The following is a 19,133-nucleotide window of genomic DNA, read 5'->3' as shown; positions in this document are numbered from 1 at the left end:
GCTGAGAGCACCGTGACGATGCCCGTTGCGCAACGTGCGGGGCAGCCAACAGAAAAGGCCGCACCAAACGGCGCGGCCTTCATCGTGTCGTAAAACTGTCGGTTTAGCCGAGCAGATCGCCTGCCAATGCTTTGTCGATCAGCGCAATGGTTTCCTCGACACCATAGAGCGCGATAAACCCGCCAAAGCGCGGACCTTGCGATGCGCCCAGCAGCACCTCGTACAGCGCCTTGAACCAGTCGCGCAGCGGGTCAAAACGATCACGGCCCACACCATAGACCACCGATTGCAGCGCCTCGTCGTCCAGCGCCCCGTCATAGGCCGCCAGTTGCGCCCGCAAATCTTCGAGTGCTTCGCGTTCCAGATCGGTCGGTGCGCGGAACACTTTGTTCGGTTTCACAAAATCATTGTAATAGCGCACCGCGAACCCGGCGGCCTGATCCATATCGGCATTGGTTTCCGGCGACGCGTCGGGCGCATAGCGGCGAATAAAGCCCCACAGCGTTTCCTTGTCCTCGGCCCCGGACACAGACGCCAGATTCAGCAGCATTCCGAACGGCACCACCATTGTCGAGGCAGGCGGATTACCGTTGTGGATGTGCCAGACCGGGTTGTTCACCTGCTGCGCGGCATCCTGATCCGGGAAGGCGCGCAATTGCTGGTGATATTCGTCCACCGCTTTGGGGATCACATCGAAATGCATCCGCTTTGCTGTCTTGGGCTTTTGGTACATGAAATAGGACAGCGATTCAGTGCTGGCATAGGTCAGCCATTCATCAATCGTCAGGCCGTTGCCCTTGGATTTGGAAATCTTTTCACCGTTTTCATCCAAAAACAGTTCATAGGTGAAATGCTCGGGCTTCTTGCCGCCCAGAATTTCACAAATCCGGTCATAGATCGGCGTGTTGGTGCTGTGATCCTTGCCGTACATTTCAAAATCCACGTCCAGCGCGGCCCAGCGGGCGCCGAAGTCGGGCTTCCACTGCAATTTCACCTGACCGCCGGTCACGGGCAGGGTCCATTCCTTGCCGTCTTCGTCGTCAAAGGTGATCGTGTAATCCTGTGCATTGACCTCTTTCATCGGCACATACAGCACCCGCCCGGTTTCCGGGTGGATCGGCAGGAAGATGGAATAGGTTTGCTGACGTTCCTCGCGCAGGGATTTCAGCATCACTTTCATGATGTCGTCATAGCGTTCGACCGCCAGTTTCAGCACAGCGTCGAACTGGCCCGATTTATAAAATTCGGTGGCCGAGTAGAATTCATATTCGAACCCGAACGTATCCAGAAACCGGCGCAGCATGGCGTTGTTGTGATGGCCAAAGCTTTCGTATTCCCCGAACGGATCGGGGACGCTGGTCAGCGGCTTTTGGATGTTAGCGTGCAGCATGTCCTGGTTCGGCACGTTGTCCGGGACTTTGCGCATCCCATCCACATCGTCGGAAAAACAGATCAGGCGGGTGGGAATGTCGCTGATCAACTCAAAGGCGCGGCGGATCATCGTGGTGCGGGCCACCTCGCCAAAGGTGCCGATATGCGGCAGACCCGACGGGCCATAGCCGGTTTCAAACAGAACATATCCCTTCTCGGGTGCCTTCTTTTCGTAACGCTTCACCAGTTTCCGGGCCTCCTCGAAGGGCCAGGCTTTGGATTTCAGGGCGGCGTCACGCAATTCAGACATTTCGTTCTCCAACAGGAATGGGTCCGCCCGCGCCCCATGCGCGGCAGACCGCCGCTTCCTATTGCGACAGGGCCGCGCAGTCAATATTCTGCGCTGCAACAGTATCGTTTATGATCAATCAGGAAACAGCCATGAACCAGCCCGATCCAGACGCCCACCCGCTTAGCCCCCAGGATTGCCTTGTGGCGCTGATGATTGCCGTTTCGGCATCGGATGAAAACCTGCGCACCTCAGAGTTGGTAAAAATCCAGAATGCGGTGAATCACCTGCCGGTCTTTGCCGATTATGACATTGATCGCATGAATGTGGTGGCCCAAACCGTATTCGATCTGTTCAGCGAAGAGGACGGGCTGGACGCCCTGTTCGGCCTGATCCGCGAAAACCTGCCGGAGAAGCTGTTTGAAACCGCTTATGCGCTGGCCTGCGATGTGGCCGCCGCCGACGGCACCCTGCGCGAGGCTGAATTGCGCCTGCTTGAAGAAATCCGCTACGAGCTGGACATCGACCGCCTGCACGCCGCCGCCATTGAACGCGGCGCCCGTGCCCGGCACATCAGCCTGTAACACCGTCGGCTCAGGCTCAGGGGGCTTTGCCCCCTGATTTGCCTATCCTTCGGGCGGTGTCACGGTCAGGCTGGCCCCACCGCCTTCTGTTTCTTTCAAACTGACAGCGCCGCCCCCGGCTTCCAGTTCATAAATGACAGCCTCGCGGGATTGGTATTGGTCGATCATATACAGGCCAAATCCGATGGCCACGGCGATCAGCAGGGCGACCGCTACGGAAAATCCGGTACGCATTTGAGAACTCCTTTCTTGGTTTCGCTTGGGGGCATAACGATGTGACCACCTCGCGGGTTCCCGAAAAAATCTGGGAACTGAAACCGGCGCGCGCACGTTGACCCGATAAGCCAACGACGGAAAGGAATTGAATCATGGAATATGGGATTTTCGGGATTTTTGTCCTGATTGCAGATATTTACGCCATTGTACAAACCATGACCAGCCGAGCTTCGGCGCTGGCCAAGGTGGTCTGGACGCTGGTCGTTCTGATTTTGCCGGTGCTGGGCTTTATCGCGTGGCTGGTTGCCGGTCCGCGCAATGCCCGCGCCGCGCTTTAACTGCCATACAGCAGCCCCCAGCGTTCGATCAGTGCTTGTTGCAGGCGCTTGGCCTTGCGGTTCCAGCTTCGCCCCCCCTGCGGGCGTTCGCGGTCGGCTTTGCTCAGTTGATCCCGATGCGCTGTGTCGGCGCTGAAAATCGTGAAAACCAGATCGGTGCCATCCTGCGCGGTCATATAGCCCGCCAGCGCGGATACGAAATTCAGCGTTCCGGTCTTGGCCTTTACCTTGATTGGATGCGCCTTGACCGGGCGGCCCTTTTCATCGCGCAGCGGGATGTCCTTCATCAGATCGCGCAGTGGTCCGCTTTGATAGGCCGCAACCAAGGCCCGCGTCATATCTGCTGCCGACAGGCGCGACCCATCCCCCAGCCCGGAATGATCCACCAGTTTTGCAGCGCTCATGCCCAGCGTGTCCTGCGCCCATTGGCTCATTTCACGGGCCGAATCCCGCAGCCCACCGACGTGGCCCAATCGGGCTTGTGTCGCGCTCAACCCCACCAATTCAGCGGTCAGGTTGGTGGAATATTTCAGCATATCGCGCAGGATATCCCGCAGTGTGTCGCTTTCATGGGTAATCAGCACCGTTCCCGCAGGCAGGGCCGTCACCACCTGTTCTGTGGGTAGGGTAATCCCATGCGACCGCGCAAAACTGCGGAACACTTGTCCGGCATAAATATCGGGTCGTCGCACGGGCAACCACCGCGCCCCGCCTTTGCCCAAGGCGCTGTTGGCCACGGTCCATTCGTCAATCCCGTTGCGATCCCGATAGGTATAGACGGGCAGATCCCGCGCTATGATCCGCATCGTCGCCATCTGCACATCCGGGCGATAGCGTTCAGACCGCGCGTCCATCGTCACGCCCCAGCCTTGCCCGGCGCGTTTCCATTCAAAATGCACCCGGTTGAAATTCAGCGACAACCCCGACAGTGCCGGGTTATAGCCCACATGTTCCGGCTGCTCCGTGTCGATTTGCCGGGCATAGGGCAGCGCCCCGCCCCAGACCAGAAATTTGCCTTTGACCGCCAGAATGCCCGCTTTCTTCAGGCGTGCCGCCATATCGGCCAGATCGTCAGTGTCCAGCGTTGGATCGCCTCCGCCCGCCAAAACCAAATCGCCCTGCACCGTGCCATTTTGCACCGGACCTGTGGCAATCAGCCGGGTGCGGAACCGATGCGCCGCCCCCAGATGCGCCAGCCCATACAGCGCTGTTACCGATTTTGTCACACTGGCAGGCGGCAGCCCTGCCTGTGCCGCATGGGTTTCCAGCACCAGCCCCGTTTTGGCATCGGCCACGGCAAAGGCCACATCACCGCTTAGCCCCGATTGTGCGATCAGCGCCTCGCCCCCCGGAAGGGTGCGTTTTTGCAAACCATCCGGGCGGGGATGAGGGCGCAACGACAGGGCAGGGGGGGCGGCCAGCGCGGGGGCAGACCCCAGCAACGCCCCTGCAACCGAGGTCAAAAAGAACCGTCTTGAAATATGCAGACTCATAATGCTGACCCTAACCTTGGCCCATCCTTTGAAACAAGCGCCGAAACCACCACACAGGCAAGTAGGTGTGCCGCAGATGGCGGGCGAAATCATGAACGCGGTGTGAATAAATCGGGATCAATTCGGGGGAAAAGTGATGGATTGTTTGCTAATTATCTCCAGTCGCCCCGTTTGCGGATTTCTGTCGACGAATGGTCAACCATTGGTACATTCAGAAAGCACCAGCTTGGGGGGCTGCTATGCCCCAAAAGCTGGCTTTGTGACTTGCGCAAACGGAAGTCGCTGAACACCCGCGCAGTTTTTGACCCCCGCGCTGAAATGCGCTGCCCCGGACGCGCCAACACCCCCACCGGGACGTGGCACATGATCCATTCCCAATCCTGCCATTGGCTGAATTGCACCAGATTATCCGCGCCCATTAACCAGACAAAGCGCACGCGCGGATAAAGCCGCTGTAGCCGGGCGATGGTCTGCGCGGTGTAACGGGTGCCAATCCGGGCCTCTATATCGGTGATGGTAACGCGCGGATGCTGCATCACCTGCCGGGCATGGGCGATCCGCTTATCCATTCCCGCCGGGCCGCGTTCCTTGAGCGGATTGCCGGGGCTGACCAGCCACCAGACCTGATCCAGTCCGAACCGTTTCAACGCTTCGCGGGTGATATGCGCATGACCTTCGTGGGCGGGATCGAAAGACCCACCCAACAGCCCGACAACCTGACCGGGCGGCGCAAAAGGTAACGCGTGGCGCATTTTCCCTCCGAAACAAGCCTTCCCGTGTCTAAGCCCCCGGATTGGTTTGTCAATCACCCTGCTTGGACAGGGATGCGCTCCGCGCCGCCGCTTAGTCCTCGATCATATCCACGCGGGTGGCGTGGCGTCCGCCCTCGAACGCGGCGTTCAGGAAGGCGTCCACGATATCCAGCGCCAACCCCTCGCCGATGACACGCGCCCCAATAGACAGCATGTTGGCGTCATTATGCTGGCGGATCATCCGGGCCGAAAACGTATCGCTGCACACCCCGCAGCGAATGCCCTTCACCTTGTTGGCGGCCATCATGATGCCCTGCCCGGTGCCACACAGGATAATTCCCAGATCGGCCTCGCCCACAGCAATCTTTTGCGCGGCGGCCTGTCCATGTTTGGGGTAATGGGTGCTTTCCGGGGTCATTGGGCCAATATCGTCGACCTCCCATCCCTGCGCGGCAATATGATCCGCAATCGCCCGCCGCAGCGGAATAGCGGCGTGATCGCTGGAAAGCACGATACGTTTCGAAGTGGTCATCAAGGAGATCCTGTGTTGAAGGGCAGGGCGACCGCGCCGCCCGCATATTCAGACCCTTATAGATACCACAGCCCGGCCCAAGGTCCAGACATTGACGAAACCGCCGGTTTTTCTGGTCATGGTGGTTGGCCTGACCCCGGCGGATGGCCCGGTTTGGTTGCCGGGGTGCGCCCCGCGCGTCGTGCCCGCAAACCCATGTTTCTGTCCTTGGAACGACATGACAGCTTTCGTCATTTGAGCAGGCAATCAGCCAAGGCTATGATCGTAGCATGTTGAAACCAAGGAATTTTCCTTATGACCAAATCATTTTCCCTTTCCGTTTTGGTCGCCGCCCTGTCCGCCGCAGCCGTGACCGTTCCCCTGGCTGTCTGGGCGGAGTTCAGCATCACTGGCCGGCAGGGGGTGAGTGCCCTGCCGGCATTTTTCCCGATTTTCCTGACGGTTGCCGTGTGGTTGCGGTGTTCCAGCTCCACGAACCGCGCCGCAACTGTCACCTGTTTGGTCACAGCAGGGGCATGGTATGGGCTTTTATGGTTTGCGGCCCTGACACAGCCGCATATCGGTGGGTTTGCCACCGCTTTAGCCCGCGCGGTGTCTGAATTGTTATATTCCGCTTCGCCTGTTGTGTTGGTTGGGATTGCGGGGGGCGTGGCCTGTCTGGGTTTGATGATGTCCGCATCTCCGGTTCGGGGGCCTTTGGACTGACCCCATCTTTCCGCCTCCGGGGCATCGTCATATTGAACCGGCCCGCCCGTGGTGCAACTTGGGTGGGCCGGATTCAACGGATTGCACCAATCCGGCAACGCAGTGGCGGCGATCACAATGCGACTCAACAGGTGAACGCGCACAGTAGGTCGGGCCAGCGAAAAAGCGCTGCGCCGGAATTTGGCGCCGAAGCGTCGCCTTTCGGAAACCCGCGACTGCGTTTTTTCCGCCCCGCCCGTATTTTCGACGCAAAGGGTCGCAATCAGGGCATTGTTCACGCATTTCCCTGCCGTATACCGCTGAAAACGACTTTTTCCAGCAAGGGACTACGCACCGCGATGAACAGTTTCGCCCTGACCGTGAAATGCAAATCGACCCGAGGCATCGTTGCCGCCATCGCCAGTTTTCTGGCGGATCAGGGCTGCAATATCGCAGATTCGGCCCAGTATGACGATTTTGAAACCGGCAACTTTTTCATGCGCGTCAGTTTCCGCAGTGAAAAAGGCGTGGCGCTGGAGGGGCTGACAGATGCCTTTGCCCAGACGGCGGCGGATTTCGGGATGGATTATGCCTTCCATGACGAAAGCCAGAAAATGAAGGTGGTGCTGATGGTGTCGCGCTTCGGGCATTGCCTGAACGACCTGCTGTACCGCTGGCGCATCGGGGCTTTGCCGATCGACATCGTGGGGGTGATTTCCAACCATCTGGAATATCAGAAAGTCGTGGTGAACCACGATATCCCGTTCCACTACATCAAGGTGACGAAAGACAACAAAACCACCGCCGAAGCGCAGCAAATGGCAATCATCGAAGAAACCGGCGCAGAGCTGGTGGTGTTGGCCCGCTATATGCAGGTGTTGTCCGATGAAATGTGCAAGAAAATGTCGGGCCGGATTATCAATATCCACCACTCCTTCTTGCCCAGCTTCAAGGGTGCGAACCCCTATAAGCAGGCGTATCAGCGCGGGGTGAAACTGATCGGGGCAACAGCGCATTACGTGACCGCCGATCTGGACGAAGGTCCGATCATCGAACAAGACACCGTGCGCGTCACCCATGCCCAATCACCCGAGGATTACGTCAGCCTTGGCCGCGATGTCGAAGCGGCGGTTCTGTCCCGTGCGGTACATGCCCATATCCATCACCGCACTTTCCTGAACGGCAATAAAACCGTGGTCTTCCCGGCCTCGCCGGGGTCTTACGCGTCCGAACGTATGGGCTGACCTCAAAGGGGGAAGGGGGCGCTGCCCCCGTCCCTGCGGGATATTTTCCCAAGAAAGAACAAGCAGAATGCCCCTTCTGCGCTCTCGTTTCAGGTAAGAGCGAGATTTGCGGGGGGCGCTGCCGCTGGCTCTTTCTTGGTTCAAATATCCATTGCGCAACCGTCAGGCCGGGCCGGACGTTTCCGGCGTGGTTCAGGGCTTTGGCACCGTGTCGATTTCAAATTGCAAAAACGCGGGCGCGGGTTGTGCCTTTTTCTTGCGGCTGGACAGGCTGACAGCGGCGCGGGTGGTTTGGCCAAACCCGGCTTCGTCCAGTAATCCGGTCAGGCCGCGCGCGCCGTCGCCCACGGCGCGGGTGCGTTCCAATGGGGGCTGATCCAGAAACGACAGGTCTTCGACCGCAGATTGGGGGTCGGCAGGGGATACGATGACCAGCAGCCTGTCGCGGCCAAAGGCATCGTCCGTGACCAGCACGAAATCTTCGGTCAGGCGGTCGCCCGGATGCAGCCGCCCATTGCCCATGAAGCTGATCGAATAATCCGATCCCACATAGAGGATGTTGAAATCCACCGGCGTGTCGTTGGGGTTGGACAGGTCCAGCCCGATCACATCGTCCGGCACCATCCGCGTGACCCCGCCGGAGGGGATGGCGGCATGGCTGCCGTCGATCACTGCTTCTGATGTGGCATCAAACCGGGCGCGGGTCAGGCTGGCGCTGACATCCAGTGCCTTGCCGCTGGTGGCTGCCCCCACTTTCATCAGGTTCAGCGCCTTGGACATGTAGGACAGGTTTTCGGAAAACACCTGCCCCAGCGTTTCGGCGTCCTTATCGGCGGTCGAGATGGAAAACAGCCGGTCAAACCCGTCTGTCTGAACCAGCCCGGAGGCGGGCATGAACCAGATCGCATCGGGGCGCGGGCTGTCGGGGATCACTGCCAGCCGCAGGTCGGCGTCATCCCCGGCGGGGACAAAGCGGATGCGGGGACCAAGGCGGGCATTGTCCTGCGCCCATTGGATCGCGGCCTTCAGCGCTGTTGCCGGGACCGATCCGGGGGCGGGCAAGGCCACCGCCAGCGACAGGTCCAGCGTGGCCGAGGTTTTGCGCAACACCGCGCCCTTGGGCAGGGCGTCCGGGGCGGCATCCACCGGGGCCAGCGTGGCGGAAAACTGATCCAGTTGCGTGACTTTGTAGGTGGCCAGCGCCGCATCATCCAGATCGGCGGGCGAGGTCAGAAGGATCAGCTCTTCGCCCTCGCTTAGCCCGTGCAGTCGCCCGGCGGGCAGGGTCAGGGCATCGTCCTTGGCCGTGGCGGGCCATTGCAGCACGCGCCCCGCCGCCCCGGTGCCAAAGATGGGATCGTCCAGATCGCCCTCGAACAGGGGGGTGGAGCGGGCCAGATTCAGTGCCGCATATTTGCGCAGCACCTCCTGCGCCAGTTGGCGATAGGTCACGCCGGGCCGTTCGGCCAGCGTTTCAAACAGCGTATAGGTGAACACCCCCTGCAAACGCCGCCCGGCCTTGCCCTTGGGCATGTTTTTTTCCGGGGTGGTTTCGTTGGTTTGTGCGGCAAAGAACGCCACCAGTTTACCGGGTTTGGCCACTGGTGTGGCGGACATTTCCACTGCTGCCGGGGGCGCGTCATGCGGATCGGGCAAGGCGCGGCTGGTCCCTTCGGCGGCGATCATCCGATCGGCGGGAATGCCCAAGGCTTCGGGGCCAAGTTTGCGCATTCGTATTTCATCGTCCACCGAAGGCGCGGCGCGGGTGGCGGTGCCGGAATGGCAACTATCGAACACCACCCAGACATCCGCGCCCTTGTCCCGTATGGCCCCGATCAGCGCGCCGATTTCATCGTCGACCAGCGCGTTCTGTACCGTGCCTGTGTTGTCTTCCCACGGGCCAATGTCGACCGGCAGGAACAGTTCATCCAGCCCGTCGGTTTCTGTGGACGGGTCCAGCGCCGGGGCCTGCGATCCATGCCCGGAAAAATGCAGATAGACAAAATCACCCGGTTGCACCTTGGCGGTCAGGGCGGCAAACCCATCGCGGATCGCCTGAAGCGTGGGGGGCGTTCCGCCCTCGATCCCGTCGGCCAGAACGGCGATGTGATCGGGGGAGAATGGCATCGCAGGGTTGGATTGCAGATAGGTGGCGACCAGATCAATATCGTTGGCCGGGCCGCGCAGCCAGAACCGCTGATCCAGTGATGGATAGGTCGACGCCCCGATCAGCAACGCATAGTTTTCACGCGCCAGTGCGGGCAGGGCGGTCAACGCCCCCAGCGCCAGTGCCCCGGCCAAAGCGGTGGAATGCAGCAGGTTCATGCCAGCCCCCTTAGTTGGTGATCAACGAATAGGACGAGGCGGCCCCGCCCTTGTTTTTCACGATGATGGTAAAGCCTTCGCTGGAGGCCGGACGCCAGCCACAATAGGCGATGGCGCTGATGTCGGTGTCGGAACAAACCAGCCGTCCCTTGGCGTCATGCACATACAGGTTCAGGTCTGCGCTGGACTGGCCTTCGACGTAGACTTCGGCATATTCGCCGCCGGTATAGGGCAACGGCGGATAGGTATCCGTTCCCCCCGCCCGGATCGAGGTGATGGAATAAACCTGTCCGGTGGTCACGCCCTTGGTGTTTTCACTGCGAATATCGTGGATCAACCCCAGCAGGGCGTCATCCTCGGTGGACAGGCCCGCGGCCACGTCCAACATTTGTTCCCAACTCAGCGGGGCTTGTGGTGCGGGCATATCGGTGGTTGCGGCGGCGCTGTCGGGGCTGCGGTCCACCTGCCGGAAATTCAGCGATTTGCGCAGCTTCGCGGCGGCGATCACCAGCACGGGATCGGATTGTTCAACCCCGGTCAGGAACAGTTGCGCCGACAGTTCGGCGGTTTTCAGCGGGGTTTGCGCGGCGGCGGGCTGTGGCGCTGCCGTCGCCAGCGCCAGACCCGCGCACAGGAAAAAGGACTTTGCAAAAGAACTCGGAACCATTGGGTTTCTCCGTTTTGAATTGCCCTGATAATGCGGGTCGTGGCGCGGGTTTTCAAAAGTTTTCTGCCGGGATTTCAAAGATGAACGGACTTGTCATGTGAGTTCCCGCAGCCTGCTTGCTACCTGTTTGGGGACCGGATGAACCAAGGAGGGTTCCAATGCCCCGCACCGTTACGATGATCCCGACCCCCGCGCAGATGTTGCGTAAAACCATTGCCCATATGCCCCTGTCGCGGCGGCTGTTCGCACCGTTGTCGCGCCGCCCGCTGCTGCGGTTGGTGCCGTTGTTGGCGTTGTGTATCACATTGGCCGGGGCGATTGCCGACCGGGCGCAGGCGGCAGCGATGCTGGATCGCGGGCTGGCGGCAACGCTGGTGGTGTATACGGATGATGGCGATGAAAAGCTTCTGGGGTCCGCCGTGTTGTGGCGCGATGGGCGGTTGGCCGTCACCAATGCCCATGTCGTGAAACGCTATACCCGTGTGATCCTGCGCAACCGCGATGGGCAGCTTGTTTCGGCTTCGGTGATCCTGCGCGATGAGAAGCGCGACATTGCGGTGGTCGAACTGCCCGATCCGGTTTTCGGGCCGGGGCTGATCCCCGCCACCGGCCTGCCCGCCTTGGGGGACGAGGTGTATGCACTGGGCGCACCGCTGCAAACAACCTCGACCGTGACGCGGGGGATCGTATCGGCCACTGAACGGCAGGTTCTGGCGGCGGTCCCGGTGCGTTATATTCAGCATGACGCCGCGATCAATCCGGGTAGTTCGGGTGGGCCGCTGCTGGATGCGGCGGGTCGGGTGCTGGGGATCAATGCCCGTGTGGCCGATGGGTCGCGTCTGTATGTGGGGATTTCCTATGCCATTCCGGCGTGGCTGATTGACCGGGCGATTGCGGGCGATCTGCTGCCGGTGCCTGATCTGGGTGTCACCACCCGCCCGATTGACCGCCGTATTTCCGCTGCGCTGGGTGTCGCCAAAGGGGTGGGGGTGCTGGTGGATAACGTCAACCCGGCCAGCCTTGGCGACCGGGCGGGTCTGCACGCGGGTGACATCATCATTGCCGTGGATGGTGTGACGATCACGGAACCGGGCGATCTGGCCTTTGCGCTGGACCGGCGCGCGGGTGCGGCTGTCATCCTGACCGTGCGGCGTGACGGGATGGAAACCGCCGTGACGCTGGGGCTGGAAACCCAAAGCGTTTCGATTGATGACGATGGCGCATCGCGGTCCATTGCGATTATCCGCGCCTATGATCTGGCCCGGTTGGGGCTGCATCTGGCCCAGGATGGCGTGACCGTCGATGTGATCAGCCCCGCCAGCCCTGCCTTTTTGGCCGGGATGGATCAGGGCGACACGATCCTGACGGTGAACGGCCAACCCGCCACCAGCGAATTGCTGGCGACGCTGAAAGTATCCCGCCCGATTCTGGTTCTGGTGCGCCGCCCTGATGGCCGCACCCTGCATGTCACGGTGGACCCCTGGAGCAACGGCACCCGTACCCGGCCCGTCGGTGGCGCGAATGTCCTTGACCCCGCTGTGGTTATCTTCTGAATCTACCGGGAAGGAGTGTACCTCATGACCCAGACCCGCCCGAAAATCCTGATTGTCGAGGATGACGCCGTTGCGGCGCAGGCAATGGAACAGGCTGCCCGCGATGTTGGGGCCGTGCCAACGCTGTGCGGGACGTATGACGCGGGGCTACAGGCGGCGGGGCAGGGCGATTTCGCGGTGATCCTGTTTGACAGGATGCTGCCCGGCGGTGACGGGGTGGACGCCATTGCCAAGGTCCGTGCGGCAGGGTCAACCGCGCTGGTCATGGTGGTGTCGGCCCTTGGGCGGGCGCAGAACAAGATCGAGGGGCTGGAAAAGGGTGCGGATGATTATCTGGCCAAACCCTTTGATCCCGATGAATTACGGGCGCGTCTGCGGGCATTGTTGCGGCGCAAAAACATGGTGGCGCTGGACAATGATGTCATTGTGTTTGGCGATCTGGAAATCCGCATGAAGGCCCGCACCGTCCATGTCGGCACAACGCATATTGCTATTTCACCGAAAGAATTCAAATTGCTGTCCTATTTCGCGTCCAATGCCGGGGCGGTGGTGACGCGGATGCAATTGCTGGAAAAGGTGTGGAACCTGCATTTCGATCCGCAAACCAATGTGGTGGATGTGCATGTGGGCCGGTTGCGGCGCAAGCTGGAAAACGTGGCGGGCCGTCCGATCATCCACACCGCCCGCGGCGAAGGCTATATTTTCGATCCGGTGCAGGTGCCTGAATGACCGGGGCGCGGGTGCGCTCGGCCAGTTTACGGGTGATGTTGCTGGTGGCGTCGGGGATTATCCTGCTGTCGCTGGCGGCGATGGCGGTGCAATACCGGGTCACGGCGCAATCGCTGGATGCGCGGCAGGCGGAATTGCTGCGGGCCGATCTGGATGCCTTTGCCGCGCTGTATGAACAGCGCCGGATTGTGGCCTTGCGGCAGGCGATTGAATTTCGCGTGGCAACGACGCCCCCGGATCAGGTGATCTATCTGCTGATGGATCGCGATACCAAGCTGGCCGGAAATATCGCGGGATGGCCTGCCGGGTTGGCCCGCGATGGCACGGATTTCACGGCGGATGGGGCGCAGCCCTTTGACCATGCCGGGCAGCCCTATGTCGGGGTGGCGCGGGAATTGCCGGGGGGCTTTCCCTTTTTGGTGGCGCGGTCGCGGGCTGATACGCTGGCCACGCTGGCCGATCTGCGCCGCCTGATCGGCTGGGTGGCGCTGGCGCTGGTGGGGGTGGCGTTGGTGGCGGGCTGGTTGGTGTCCCGCGCGGTGCTGGGGCGCATCGGGCGGCTGAACGCGCTGGCTGATCGGGTGGCCGATGGGGATCTGTCCGCCCGCTTGCCCGCGCCCCGGTCCCATGACGAATTCGCCGTGTTGCAGGAACACGTCCACGCCATGCTGGACCGGATTGAATCGCTGAACCGCGCCACGCATCGCCTGTCTGACGCCATCGCGCATGAATTGCGCACGCCGTTGAACCGCATTCAGCAACGGCTGACTGCGTTGGACGGACAGGGGCCGCAGGTCGCGCAAATCCATGATGACATCCGCGCCACCGTGCGGATTTTCGATGCCCTGCTGGACATTTCCGCCGCCGAAGCCGCCAAGGGCCAGCGCCCCGGTTTGGTGCCGGTCAATCTGTCCGAACTGGTCGAGCAGGTATTCGACCTTTACGAGCCACTGGCGGACGATTCAGGTCTGCTCTGCACGGCTGACATCACCCCCGATTTGTATGTCTTGGGCGAACGCAGTCTGTTGGCGCAGGTGCTGACCAATCTATTGGATAACGCGATCAAATATTGCCACCACGGCGATGGTATTCAGGTTTCCGTTCACGCTGAAGGGGACCGTCATATTTTGAGGGTGTCCGATACCGGCCCCGGCATCCCGGACGATCTGCGTCATCAGATGTTTGACCGCTTCACCCGTGCCGAACGGGATCGTGGCACGGCAGGTCATGGGCTGGGGTTGGCGCTGGTGCAGGCGATTGCCGCGCGTCATGGGGCAAAGCTGACGCTGCCGGATACCCCAAAAGGCTTTGCGATCCAGATAAGCTGCCCTAAACTTGTGATACCGGGCTAAGCGCTGCCACGCTTTCCTGGTTTGGGGGGAAGGGAATGAAGCCAATCGCCATGCTTTGCGCGGCCCTGCTGCTGACGGGATGCGCTGCGGTGAATACGCCGCTAAACCAGCCATTACCCGAAGGGCGCAATCAACCGCTGGCGGACACCGCCATGATCGGCCCCAAGGACGGAGAGGTTTATATCGGTCTGGCCTTTTCCGGTGGGGGGATGCGGGCCTCGGCGTTTTCCTATGGCTTGCTGGAAGAATTGCGCGCCCAGACCGCCACGGCCAAAGACCCCGATGGCGTTTTGTCCGATGTCCGGCTTGTCACCGGGGTGTCAGGCGGATCGGTTACGGCGGCGTATTTCGGGCTGAAGGGGCCGAAGGCGCTGACGGGATACCGCGAAAATTATCTGCTGACCAATGCAGAGAAATACATGGCCAATTCGCCGCTGAACCCGATGACGCTGGTGCGCGGGGTGTCGGGTGGGGCGAATGGGCGGAAAACCTTTGGCCGCTATCTTGATGAAACCCTGTTTCACGGCGCGACCTTTGGCGATCTGCACAATCATAGCCGGGTCATTACATGGATCAACGCCGCCGACATGGCGAACCAGACGCCGTTCCTGTTCAGCCCGGAAACCTTTGATGCGCTGTGTTCGGACCTGTCCAGCTTCCCGATTTCGGATGCGGTTGCGGCCTCGGCGGCGTTTCCGCTGGTTTTTGCCCCGATCACGCTACGGGCGCATCAGGGGGAATGCCAGTATCAGGAACCCGACTGGCTGACCGCCGCCCGCTATAACCCCGAAGCCACCGCCGCGATGAAGGCACAGGCTGCTGCGCTGGAAAGCTATGGCGACCCGGACAAGGTAAAATACGTCAAGCTTCTGGATGGCGGGATTACCGATAATTTCGGCACGACGGGGCTGGCAATCGAACGCGCCCGTGCCCGAAACGGCTATGCCCCGATGACGGCCCAACAGGCGGTGCGGCTGAAACGGTTCCTGTTTCTTGTGGCTGATGCGGGAACGGAAAAAACCTATCGCTGGTCGCAGAAATTGCGCGGTCCCGGCGGTGCCAGTCTGGCGATGGGGATTGCAGGGGCGTCGATGGGATCGGCGTCCCGCACGGGCTATGACGCGATGCGCCTGCAACTGGATAATTGGCAAAAGGATCTGGTGGAATTTCGCTGTTCCTTGTCCAACGCACAGGTGCGGCGTTATCGCGGATCGTTGGCCGGATGGAATTGCCGGGATGTGAAATTCTTTGTCGGGCAGATCAGCTTTAACGATCTGGATGCCGCGCAGCAAAAAGACCTGAATGAAATCCCCACCCGGTTGCGGCTGAAACCCGAACAGGTGGATATGGCGATTCAGGCCGGGCGTATGGCGGCGCGGTTGAATCCCGATCTGAACGGGTTCTTACGGTCGACGCCGGGGCGCAATCCGCTGGCCGCGTTGAAGACGGGCGCGGGAAAACAACCCACACGGATTTCCCCCATCAAGAATTGATGACAAATCCCGTTAGGGACGCTGCAAGGCTTGATTGGGGGGCAATCGCCTGTATTCAATGTCTTATGAGTTATCGCGCTTCCCCTTTGGCCGCTATGGCAGCGGCTTTCGTCTTTGGCCCCTTTGGGGGGGCTGCTGTATGGGCTGACACCTATGCGCTGGTGATCGGTGTGTCGGATTATTTCCATCTGGATGCAGACCTGCGCGGCCCGGCCAACGATACGGGGCTGGTGACGCAAATGTTGGTGGATCGTGGCGTGGCCCCGGCGCAAATCCGGCTTCTGGCCTCGGACGGGTCGCGCCATGCTGATGGTGTGGCTATTTATGCGGCCCCCACAAGGGCGGCGATCATGGCAGAACTGGACCGTCTGGCGCAGACCGCACAGGCGGGCGATACGGTGTTTTTCTACTATTCCGGCCACGGGTCACAGGCCCCCGACCAGAACGGGGACGAGGCGGGGGGATACGATGAAATCCTGCTGCCCGCCGATGCAACCGGCTGGAAAGGCGCGATTGGCGCGGTGGAAAACGCCATTGTCGATGATGAGCTTTCCACGCGGTTTCAGACCATTCTGGACCGTGGGGCGCAGATGGTGGCGGTGCTGGATGCCTGCCATTCGGCAACCGGATTTCGGGCGCTGGGGGAACAAAGTGCCGCCGCCCGCTATGTGGACCCGGTGGCTTTGGGCATTCCGCAGGCTGACCTGCCGAATGATGCCGGACCGACCGCGCCGCCGCTGCGGGGGGAGTATGCGTTTCTGTATTCGTCGCAATCCAATCAGCGGTCGTTTGAATATCCGCTGGGTGATGCCGCCGATCCGGGCAATTGGTACGGTGATTTTACGCAATCTCTGATGTCTGTGCTGTCCTCGCAGGCACATCTGAACTGGCAGCAGGCATTACAGGCCGCCACGGACGGGATGGCCCGCAATGGCCCTGCCGCCCAATCCCCCGATGGCGAGGGCACGTTGATGCAGGCCGGGGTATTTGGCACGGCCAGCCCCGCCACCCGTTTTGCCACGCAGGGCGATCAGTTGTCTGCCGGTCTGCTGCACGGTCTGGCCGAAGGCGCACAGGTCGCGGTCTATGACAGCCTGACCGCTGAAACCCCGGTGGCCACCGCCACGCTGACCGCGCTGGCGGCCAATGGGGCGACGCTGCACACCGATCAGCCGCTGCCCGAAACCGGCTATGCGGCTGTTACCCGCCCCGGATTGCCGCAACCGATCCGTATGGCCACGCCGATCCGCGCCGATGCGATGGATGGTAAGGATTACGCCGCCTTGCAGGCTTTGCTGGCCTCATTGGCGCAGGCTGATGCGCTGGAAGGTGTGCGCCTGAATGCGGCGGATTTCGATATGCAGCCCTATCTGGTGGATGGCACGCTGGCATTGGCGGGCCGTGATGGCGTGCTGGACCCGCAAGGCCCCGGCTCTAGCCCCCGGTTGGATTTGCGCGGCGCGGAATACCCCGCCTTGGCGCTGTCGGATTTTCTGGAACGCGCCGCCCGCACCATTCGGTTGCGTCAGGCGTTGGCGCTGGCCGAAAGCGGCAGCAGCGGCGGGTTCAGCCTGTTCAGTACCGGGATCGGCCAATCGCTGTCCCGCGTGCCGGGCAATCCGCTGTCCGATGGTGCTTGTGCCGATCCTGAAACCGATGCACAGGATGTTTCCGATCCTGTCAGCGTCAACCAGTGTGATCAGCTTTGGCTGACGCTGAAAAACAGCGATCTGACCGCGCAGGATGTCACCGTTCTGTATGTGGACCGCGATTACCGGATCACTGCGATCTGGCCTGAACCGGGGCTGTCCAATCGTGTTGCGTTCGGCGAAACGCAAGAGATTGGAATGCTGATCCAGAACCCGCCCGGTCCCGATGGCACACCCCGCGCCGGGGTCGAGGAACTGATCGTGATTTCCACCCCCGCCCGTGACGGGGAACCGCGTACCGAACTGACCGCCTTGGCCGATCCGGTGCAAACCCGCGATTTGTCCGGCACTGGCGGGGCTTTGCAATCCTATTTAGGCGCTGCATTGGCCCCCGAGGAAACCAGCCGTACCCTGTCCTTGTCCGGTGGTGGCGATATGCCGAAACTGGATGTGAAACGCTATTCCGTCATCCTGAAGGAGAGGGAATGAAATGATCCTATCACCCGCCCATTTGAAACAGAACTTAATGAAAGGACCCCTTATGAAACGCTTTACCCTTGGTAGTCTGGCGGTAGCGGCGGCCTTGCTGACCGCGCCTGCCGTTACAGCGCAGGACATGGATGCCCCGCATGTTGAACGCGAAAATGCCTCGCCTTTTGATTTTGCGGATAGCAAGAAAAAAGCCGAGCGCGCCGAAAAAATGGCGCAGGATGGCAGTGGGTCGCGCGTGGTTGGCGGCGAACTGGCGGCGAATGGCGCATGGCCCTGGCAGGTTGGCCTGATGATTGCCGGATACGAGGCCAGCCCGGATTCGCATTTCTGCGGTGGTTCGATGATTTTGGATCAATGGGTGCTGACGGCGGCCCACTGTATTCACCATCAGGACAAGAACGGGAAATATTTTGATCTGGACCCGCGCCAGATCAATATTCTGGTCGGCACCAACACCATTGCGCCGGGGCAGGGGGATTTGGTGCCGGTATCGGGTATCTATCGTTATCCCACCTATAACCCTAATGGCTGGGATGGGGATGTGGCCCTGATCAAGCTGGCCCGCAAACCCAATGCCAATTACAAAACCATCAAAGTACCGGATGCCAATTTCGGCGATGTGCTGGATCAGGCCGGTGTGCCGACTATCGTGACCGGCTGGGGGCTGGTGAATGGTGGCAATCACCCCAGCCAGATGTATCAGGCTGAAATTCAGATGATGTCGCGCGATATGTGCAACGAAGCCCTGATGAAAGCCCGCGCCAAACCCGCCAGTCAGGCCTTTGTGCAGGCGGCTTCGATTTTCCGGCTGTCGCAACCCGACATGCAAAAAGCATGGGAAGAGCTGATCAAGCGCGCGCCCATGCCGCTGACCGAAAACATGATCTGCTCGGGGTCGTTCGAGGGCGGCAAAACCTCGTGTCAGGGGGACAGTGGCGGCCCGCTGGTCGTGCCGTTGCAGGACGGATCGTATATTCAGGCCGGTATCGTAAGCTGGGGTCTGTCCGCTGGTCCGAATAAAACCTGCGCCGAAGATGCGATCTTCTCGGCCTATACGAAGGTGTCGCAATTCCTGCCTTGGCTGGAACAGACGATCAGCCAGAACTGATCTGACGGGGGAAATGCCCCCGCGTAGGCGGGGGCATTTTGATGTTTAATATTGGGATAGTAGGTGAGACATGACTATTGGAAGGCCATTCTATAGGAATGTTCGCTCAATGATTTCTGGTCCGAATAGGCTCAGGACCCATTAATCGGCTTGAGATCGCATTGGTCGCATGCTTCAAATCCCCAAACTTTCAGGGGGTATCATGAGCAATCTATTTTGGCTGACCGACGAACAGATGGCGCGGCTGCGACCGTTCTTTCCC

General features: G+C 60.7%; 17 protein-coding genes. 9 read left to right on the top strand and 8 right to left on the bottom strand.

Annotated elements, in window-relative coordinates:
* Positions 1-103: 103 nt before the first annotated feature.
* Positions 104-1,681 (bottom strand): lysine--tRNA ligase, encoded by a 1,578-nt coding sequence (locus tag FN828_RS17255; protein WP_142494624.1) that lies wholly within the window; start codon positions 1,679-1,681, stop codon positions 104-106.
* Between the two features lie 131 nt (positions 1,682-1,812).
* Here FN828_RS17255 and FN828_RS17250 point away from each other — a divergent pair, with 131 nt between their 5' ends.
* A complete protein-coding gene (locus FN828_RS17250) occupies positions 1,813-2,244 on the top strand; it encodes a tellurite resistance TerB family protein (RefSeq protein WP_142494623.1) in 432 nt (143 codons plus the stop codon).
* A gap of 42 nt (positions 2,245-2,286) precedes the next feature.
* On the opposite strand, the gene FN828_RS17245 is transcribed toward FN828_RS17250, so the two are convergent.
* Positions 2,287-2,478 (bottom strand): hypothetical protein, encoded by a 192-nt coding sequence (locus FN828_RS17245; RefSeq protein WP_142494622.1) that lies wholly within the window; start codon positions 2,476-2,478, stop codon positions 2,287-2,289.
* A 134-nt stretch (positions 2,479-2,612) separates the two neighbouring features.
* On the opposite strand from FN828_RS17245, the gene FN828_RS17240 reads away from it, so the two are divergent.
* Positions 2,613-2,798, top strand: coding sequence for a PLD nuclease N-terminal domain-containing protein (locus tag FN828_RS17240; RefSeq protein ID WP_142494621.1), 186 nt, complete (start codon positions 2,613-2,615; stop codon positions 2,796-2,798).
* Here FN828_RS17240 and dacB read toward each other — a convergent pair.
* The 4 genes from dacB to FN828_RS17220 all read right to left on the bottom strand — a co-directional run bounded on the left by dacB (position 2,795) and on the right by FN828_RS17220 (position 6,558).
* The gene (gene dacB, locus FN828_RS17235) at positions 2,795-4,291 is read right to left on the bottom strand and encodes a D-alanyl-D-alanine carboxypeptidase/D-alanyl-D-alanine endopeptidase (protein WP_142494620.1); all 1,497 of its coding nucleotides are present in this window, start codon (positions 4,289-4,291) and stop codon (positions 2,795-2,797) included. The genes FN828_RS17240 and dacB overlap by 4 nt on opposite strands.
* Positions 4,292-4,443: 152 nt before the next feature.
* A complete protein-coding gene (locus FN828_RS17230) occupies positions 4,444-5,043 on the bottom strand; it encodes a nicotinate-nucleotide adenylyltransferase (protein WP_142494619.1) in 600 nt (199 codons plus the stop codon).
* 91 nt (positions 5,044-5,134) lie between these two features.
* Positions 5,135-5,575: a ribose 5-phosphate isomerase B gene (gene rpiB, locus FN828_RS17225; protein WP_142494618.1), complete on the bottom strand. Its 441-nt coding sequence runs from the start codon at positions 5,573-5,575 to the stop codon at positions 5,135-5,137.
* 230 nt (positions 5,576-5,805) lie between these two features.
* Positions 5,806-6,558 (bottom strand): hypothetical protein, encoded by a 753-nt coding sequence (locus FN828_RS17220; RefSeq protein ID WP_142494617.1) that lies wholly within the window; start codon positions 6,556-6,558, stop codon positions 5,806-5,808.
* Between the two features lie 60 nt (positions 6,559-6,618).
* Here FN828_RS17220 and purU point away from each other — a divergent pair, with 60 nt between their 5' ends.
* Positions 6,619-7,503, top strand: coding sequence for a formyltetrahydrofolate deformylase (gene purU / locus FN828_RS17215; protein ID WP_142494616.1), 885 nt, complete (start codon positions 6,619-6,621; stop codon positions 7,501-7,503).
* A gap of 192 nt (positions 7,504-7,695) precedes the next feature.
* Here purU and FN828_RS17210 read toward each other — a convergent pair whose 3' ends face one another.
* On the bottom strand, positions 7,696-9,828 hold the full coding sequence (locus FN828_RS17210) for a caspase family protein (protein ID WP_142494615.1): 2,133 nt from the start codon (positions 9,826-9,828) through the stop codon (positions 7,696-7,698).
* 10 nt (positions 9,829-9,838) lie between these two features.
* Positions 9,839-10,495 (bottom strand): hypothetical protein, encoded by a 657-nt coding sequence (locus FN828_RS17205; protein ID WP_142494614.1) that lies wholly within the window; start codon positions 10,493-10,495, stop codon positions 9,839-9,841.
* A gap of 158 nt (positions 10,496-10,653) precedes the next feature.
* Between FN828_RS17205 and FN828_RS17200 the strand changes: the two genes are divergently transcribed.
* The 6 genes from FN828_RS17200 (at position 10,654) to FN828_RS17175 (ending at position 18,871) form a co-directional block, all read left to right on the top strand.
* The gene (locus FN828_RS17200; RefSeq protein WP_142494613.1) at positions 10,654-12,048 is read left to right on the top strand and encodes a S1C family serine protease; all 1,395 of its coding nucleotides are present in this window, start codon (positions 10,654-10,656) and stop codon (positions 12,046-12,048) included.
* 24 nt (positions 12,049-12,072) lie between these two features.
* Complete coding sequence (locus FN828_RS17195; RefSeq protein WP_142494612.1) at positions 12,073-12,777, top strand: response regulator transcription factor; 705 nt, start codon at positions 12,073-12,075, stop codon at positions 12,775-12,777.
* Positions 12,774-14,129, top strand: a complete 1,356-nt coding sequence (locus FN828_RS17190) for a sensor histidine kinase (RefSeq protein ID WP_142494611.1) — start codon at positions 12,774-12,776, stop codon at positions 14,127-14,129. Before FN828_RS17195 ends, FN828_RS17190 begins: the two co-directional genes overlap by 4 nt.
* 35 nt (positions 14,130-14,164) lie before the next feature.
* On the top strand, positions 14,165-15,622 hold the full coding sequence (locus tag FN828_RS17185; RefSeq protein ID WP_142494610.1) for a patatin-like phospholipase family protein: 1,458 nt from the start codon (positions 14,165-14,167) through the stop codon (positions 15,620-15,622).
* 65 nt (positions 15,623-15,687) lie between these two features.
* Entirely contained in the window at positions 15,688-17,760 is a 2,073-nt protein-coding gene (locus tag FN828_RS17180; protein ID WP_185959077.1) for a caspase family protein, read from the top strand.
* Positions 17,761-17,812: 52 nt separating this feature from the next.
* Positions 17,813-18,871 carry a serine protease gene (locus tag FN828_RS17175; RefSeq protein WP_185959076.1) on the top strand — a complete coding sequence of 353 codons (1,059 nt, stop codon included), beginning with the start codon at positions 17,813-17,815 and terminating at the stop codon, positions 18,869-18,871.
* Positions 18,872-19,133: the final 262 nt, after the last annotated feature.

The organism is Thalassovita litoralis (genome assembly GCF_900182725.1).
Taxonomy (GTDB): domain Bacteria; phylum Pseudomonadota; class Alphaproteobacteria; order Rhodobacterales; family Rhodobacteraceae; genus Thalassobius; species Thalassobius litoralis.
Note: the sequence above shows the minus strand (reverse complement) of the source record. Positions and strands in the feature narration are given on the sequence as shown.

Excerpts from the sequence above, each read along its gene's own strand:
- FN828_RS17180 (WP_185959077.1), top strand. The coding sequence starts at position 15,688 with ATGAGTTATCGCGCTTCCCCTTTGGCCGCTATGGCAGCGGCTTTCGTC.
- FN828_RS17205 (WP_142494614.1), bottom strand. The coding sequence starts at position 10,495 with ATGGTTCCGAGTTCTTTTGCAAAGTCCTTTTTCCTGTGCGCGGGTCTG.
- dacB (WP_142494620.1), bottom strand. The coding sequence starts at position 4,291 with ATGAGTCTGCATATTTCAAGACGGTTCTTTTTGACCTCGGTTGCAGGG.
- FN828_RS17240 (WP_142494621.1), top strand. The coding sequence starts at position 2,613 with ATGGAATATGGGATTTTCGGGATTTTTGTCCTGATTGCAGATATTTAC.
- FN828_RS17185 (WP_142494610.1), top strand. The coding sequence starts at position 14,165 with ATGAAGCCAATCGCCATGCTTTGCGCGGCCCTGCTGCTGACGGGATGC.
- FN828_RS17230 (WP_142494619.1), bottom strand. The coding sequence starts at position 5,043 with ATGCGCCACGCGTTACCTTTTGCGCCGCCCGGTCAGGTTGTCGGGCTG.
- FN828_RS17210 (WP_142494615.1), bottom strand. The coding sequence starts at position 9,828 with ATGAACCTGCTGCATTCCACCGCTTTGGCCGGGGCACTGGCGCTGGGG.
- FN828_RS17195 (WP_142494612.1), top strand. The coding sequence starts at position 12,073 with ATGACCCAGACCCGCCCGAAAATCCTGATTGTCGAGGATGACGCCGTT.
- FN828_RS17245 (WP_142494622.1), bottom strand. The coding sequence starts at position 2,478 with ATGCGTACCGGATTTTCCGTAGCGGTCGCCCTGCTGATCGCCGTGGCC.
- FN828_RS17255 (WP_142494624.1), bottom strand. The coding sequence starts at position 1,681 with ATGTCTGAATTGCGTGACGCCGCCCTGAAATCCAAAGCCTGGCCCTTC.
- FN828_RS17200 (WP_142494613.1), top strand. The coding sequence starts at position 10,654 with ATGCCCCGCACCGTTACGATGATCCCGACCCCCGCGCAGATGTTGCGT.
- purU (WP_142494616.1), top strand. The coding sequence starts at position 6,619 with ATGAACAGTTTCGCCCTGACCGTGAAATGCAAATCGACCCGAGGCATC.
- FN828_RS17175 (WP_185959076.1), top strand. The coding sequence starts at position 17,813 with ATGAAACGCTTTACCCTTGGTAGTCTGGCGGTAGCGGCGGCCTTGCTG.
- FN828_RS17250 (WP_142494623.1), top strand. The coding sequence starts at position 1,813 with ATGAACCAGCCCGATCCAGACGCCCACCCGCTTAGCCCCCAGGATTGC.
- rpiB (WP_142494618.1), bottom strand. The coding sequence starts at position 5,575 with ATGACCACTTCGAAACGTATCGTGCTTTCCAGCGATCACGCCGCTATT.
- FN828_RS17190 (WP_142494611.1), top strand. The coding sequence starts at position 12,774 with ATGACCGGGGCGCGGGTGCGCTCGGCCAGTTTACGGGTGATGTTGCTG.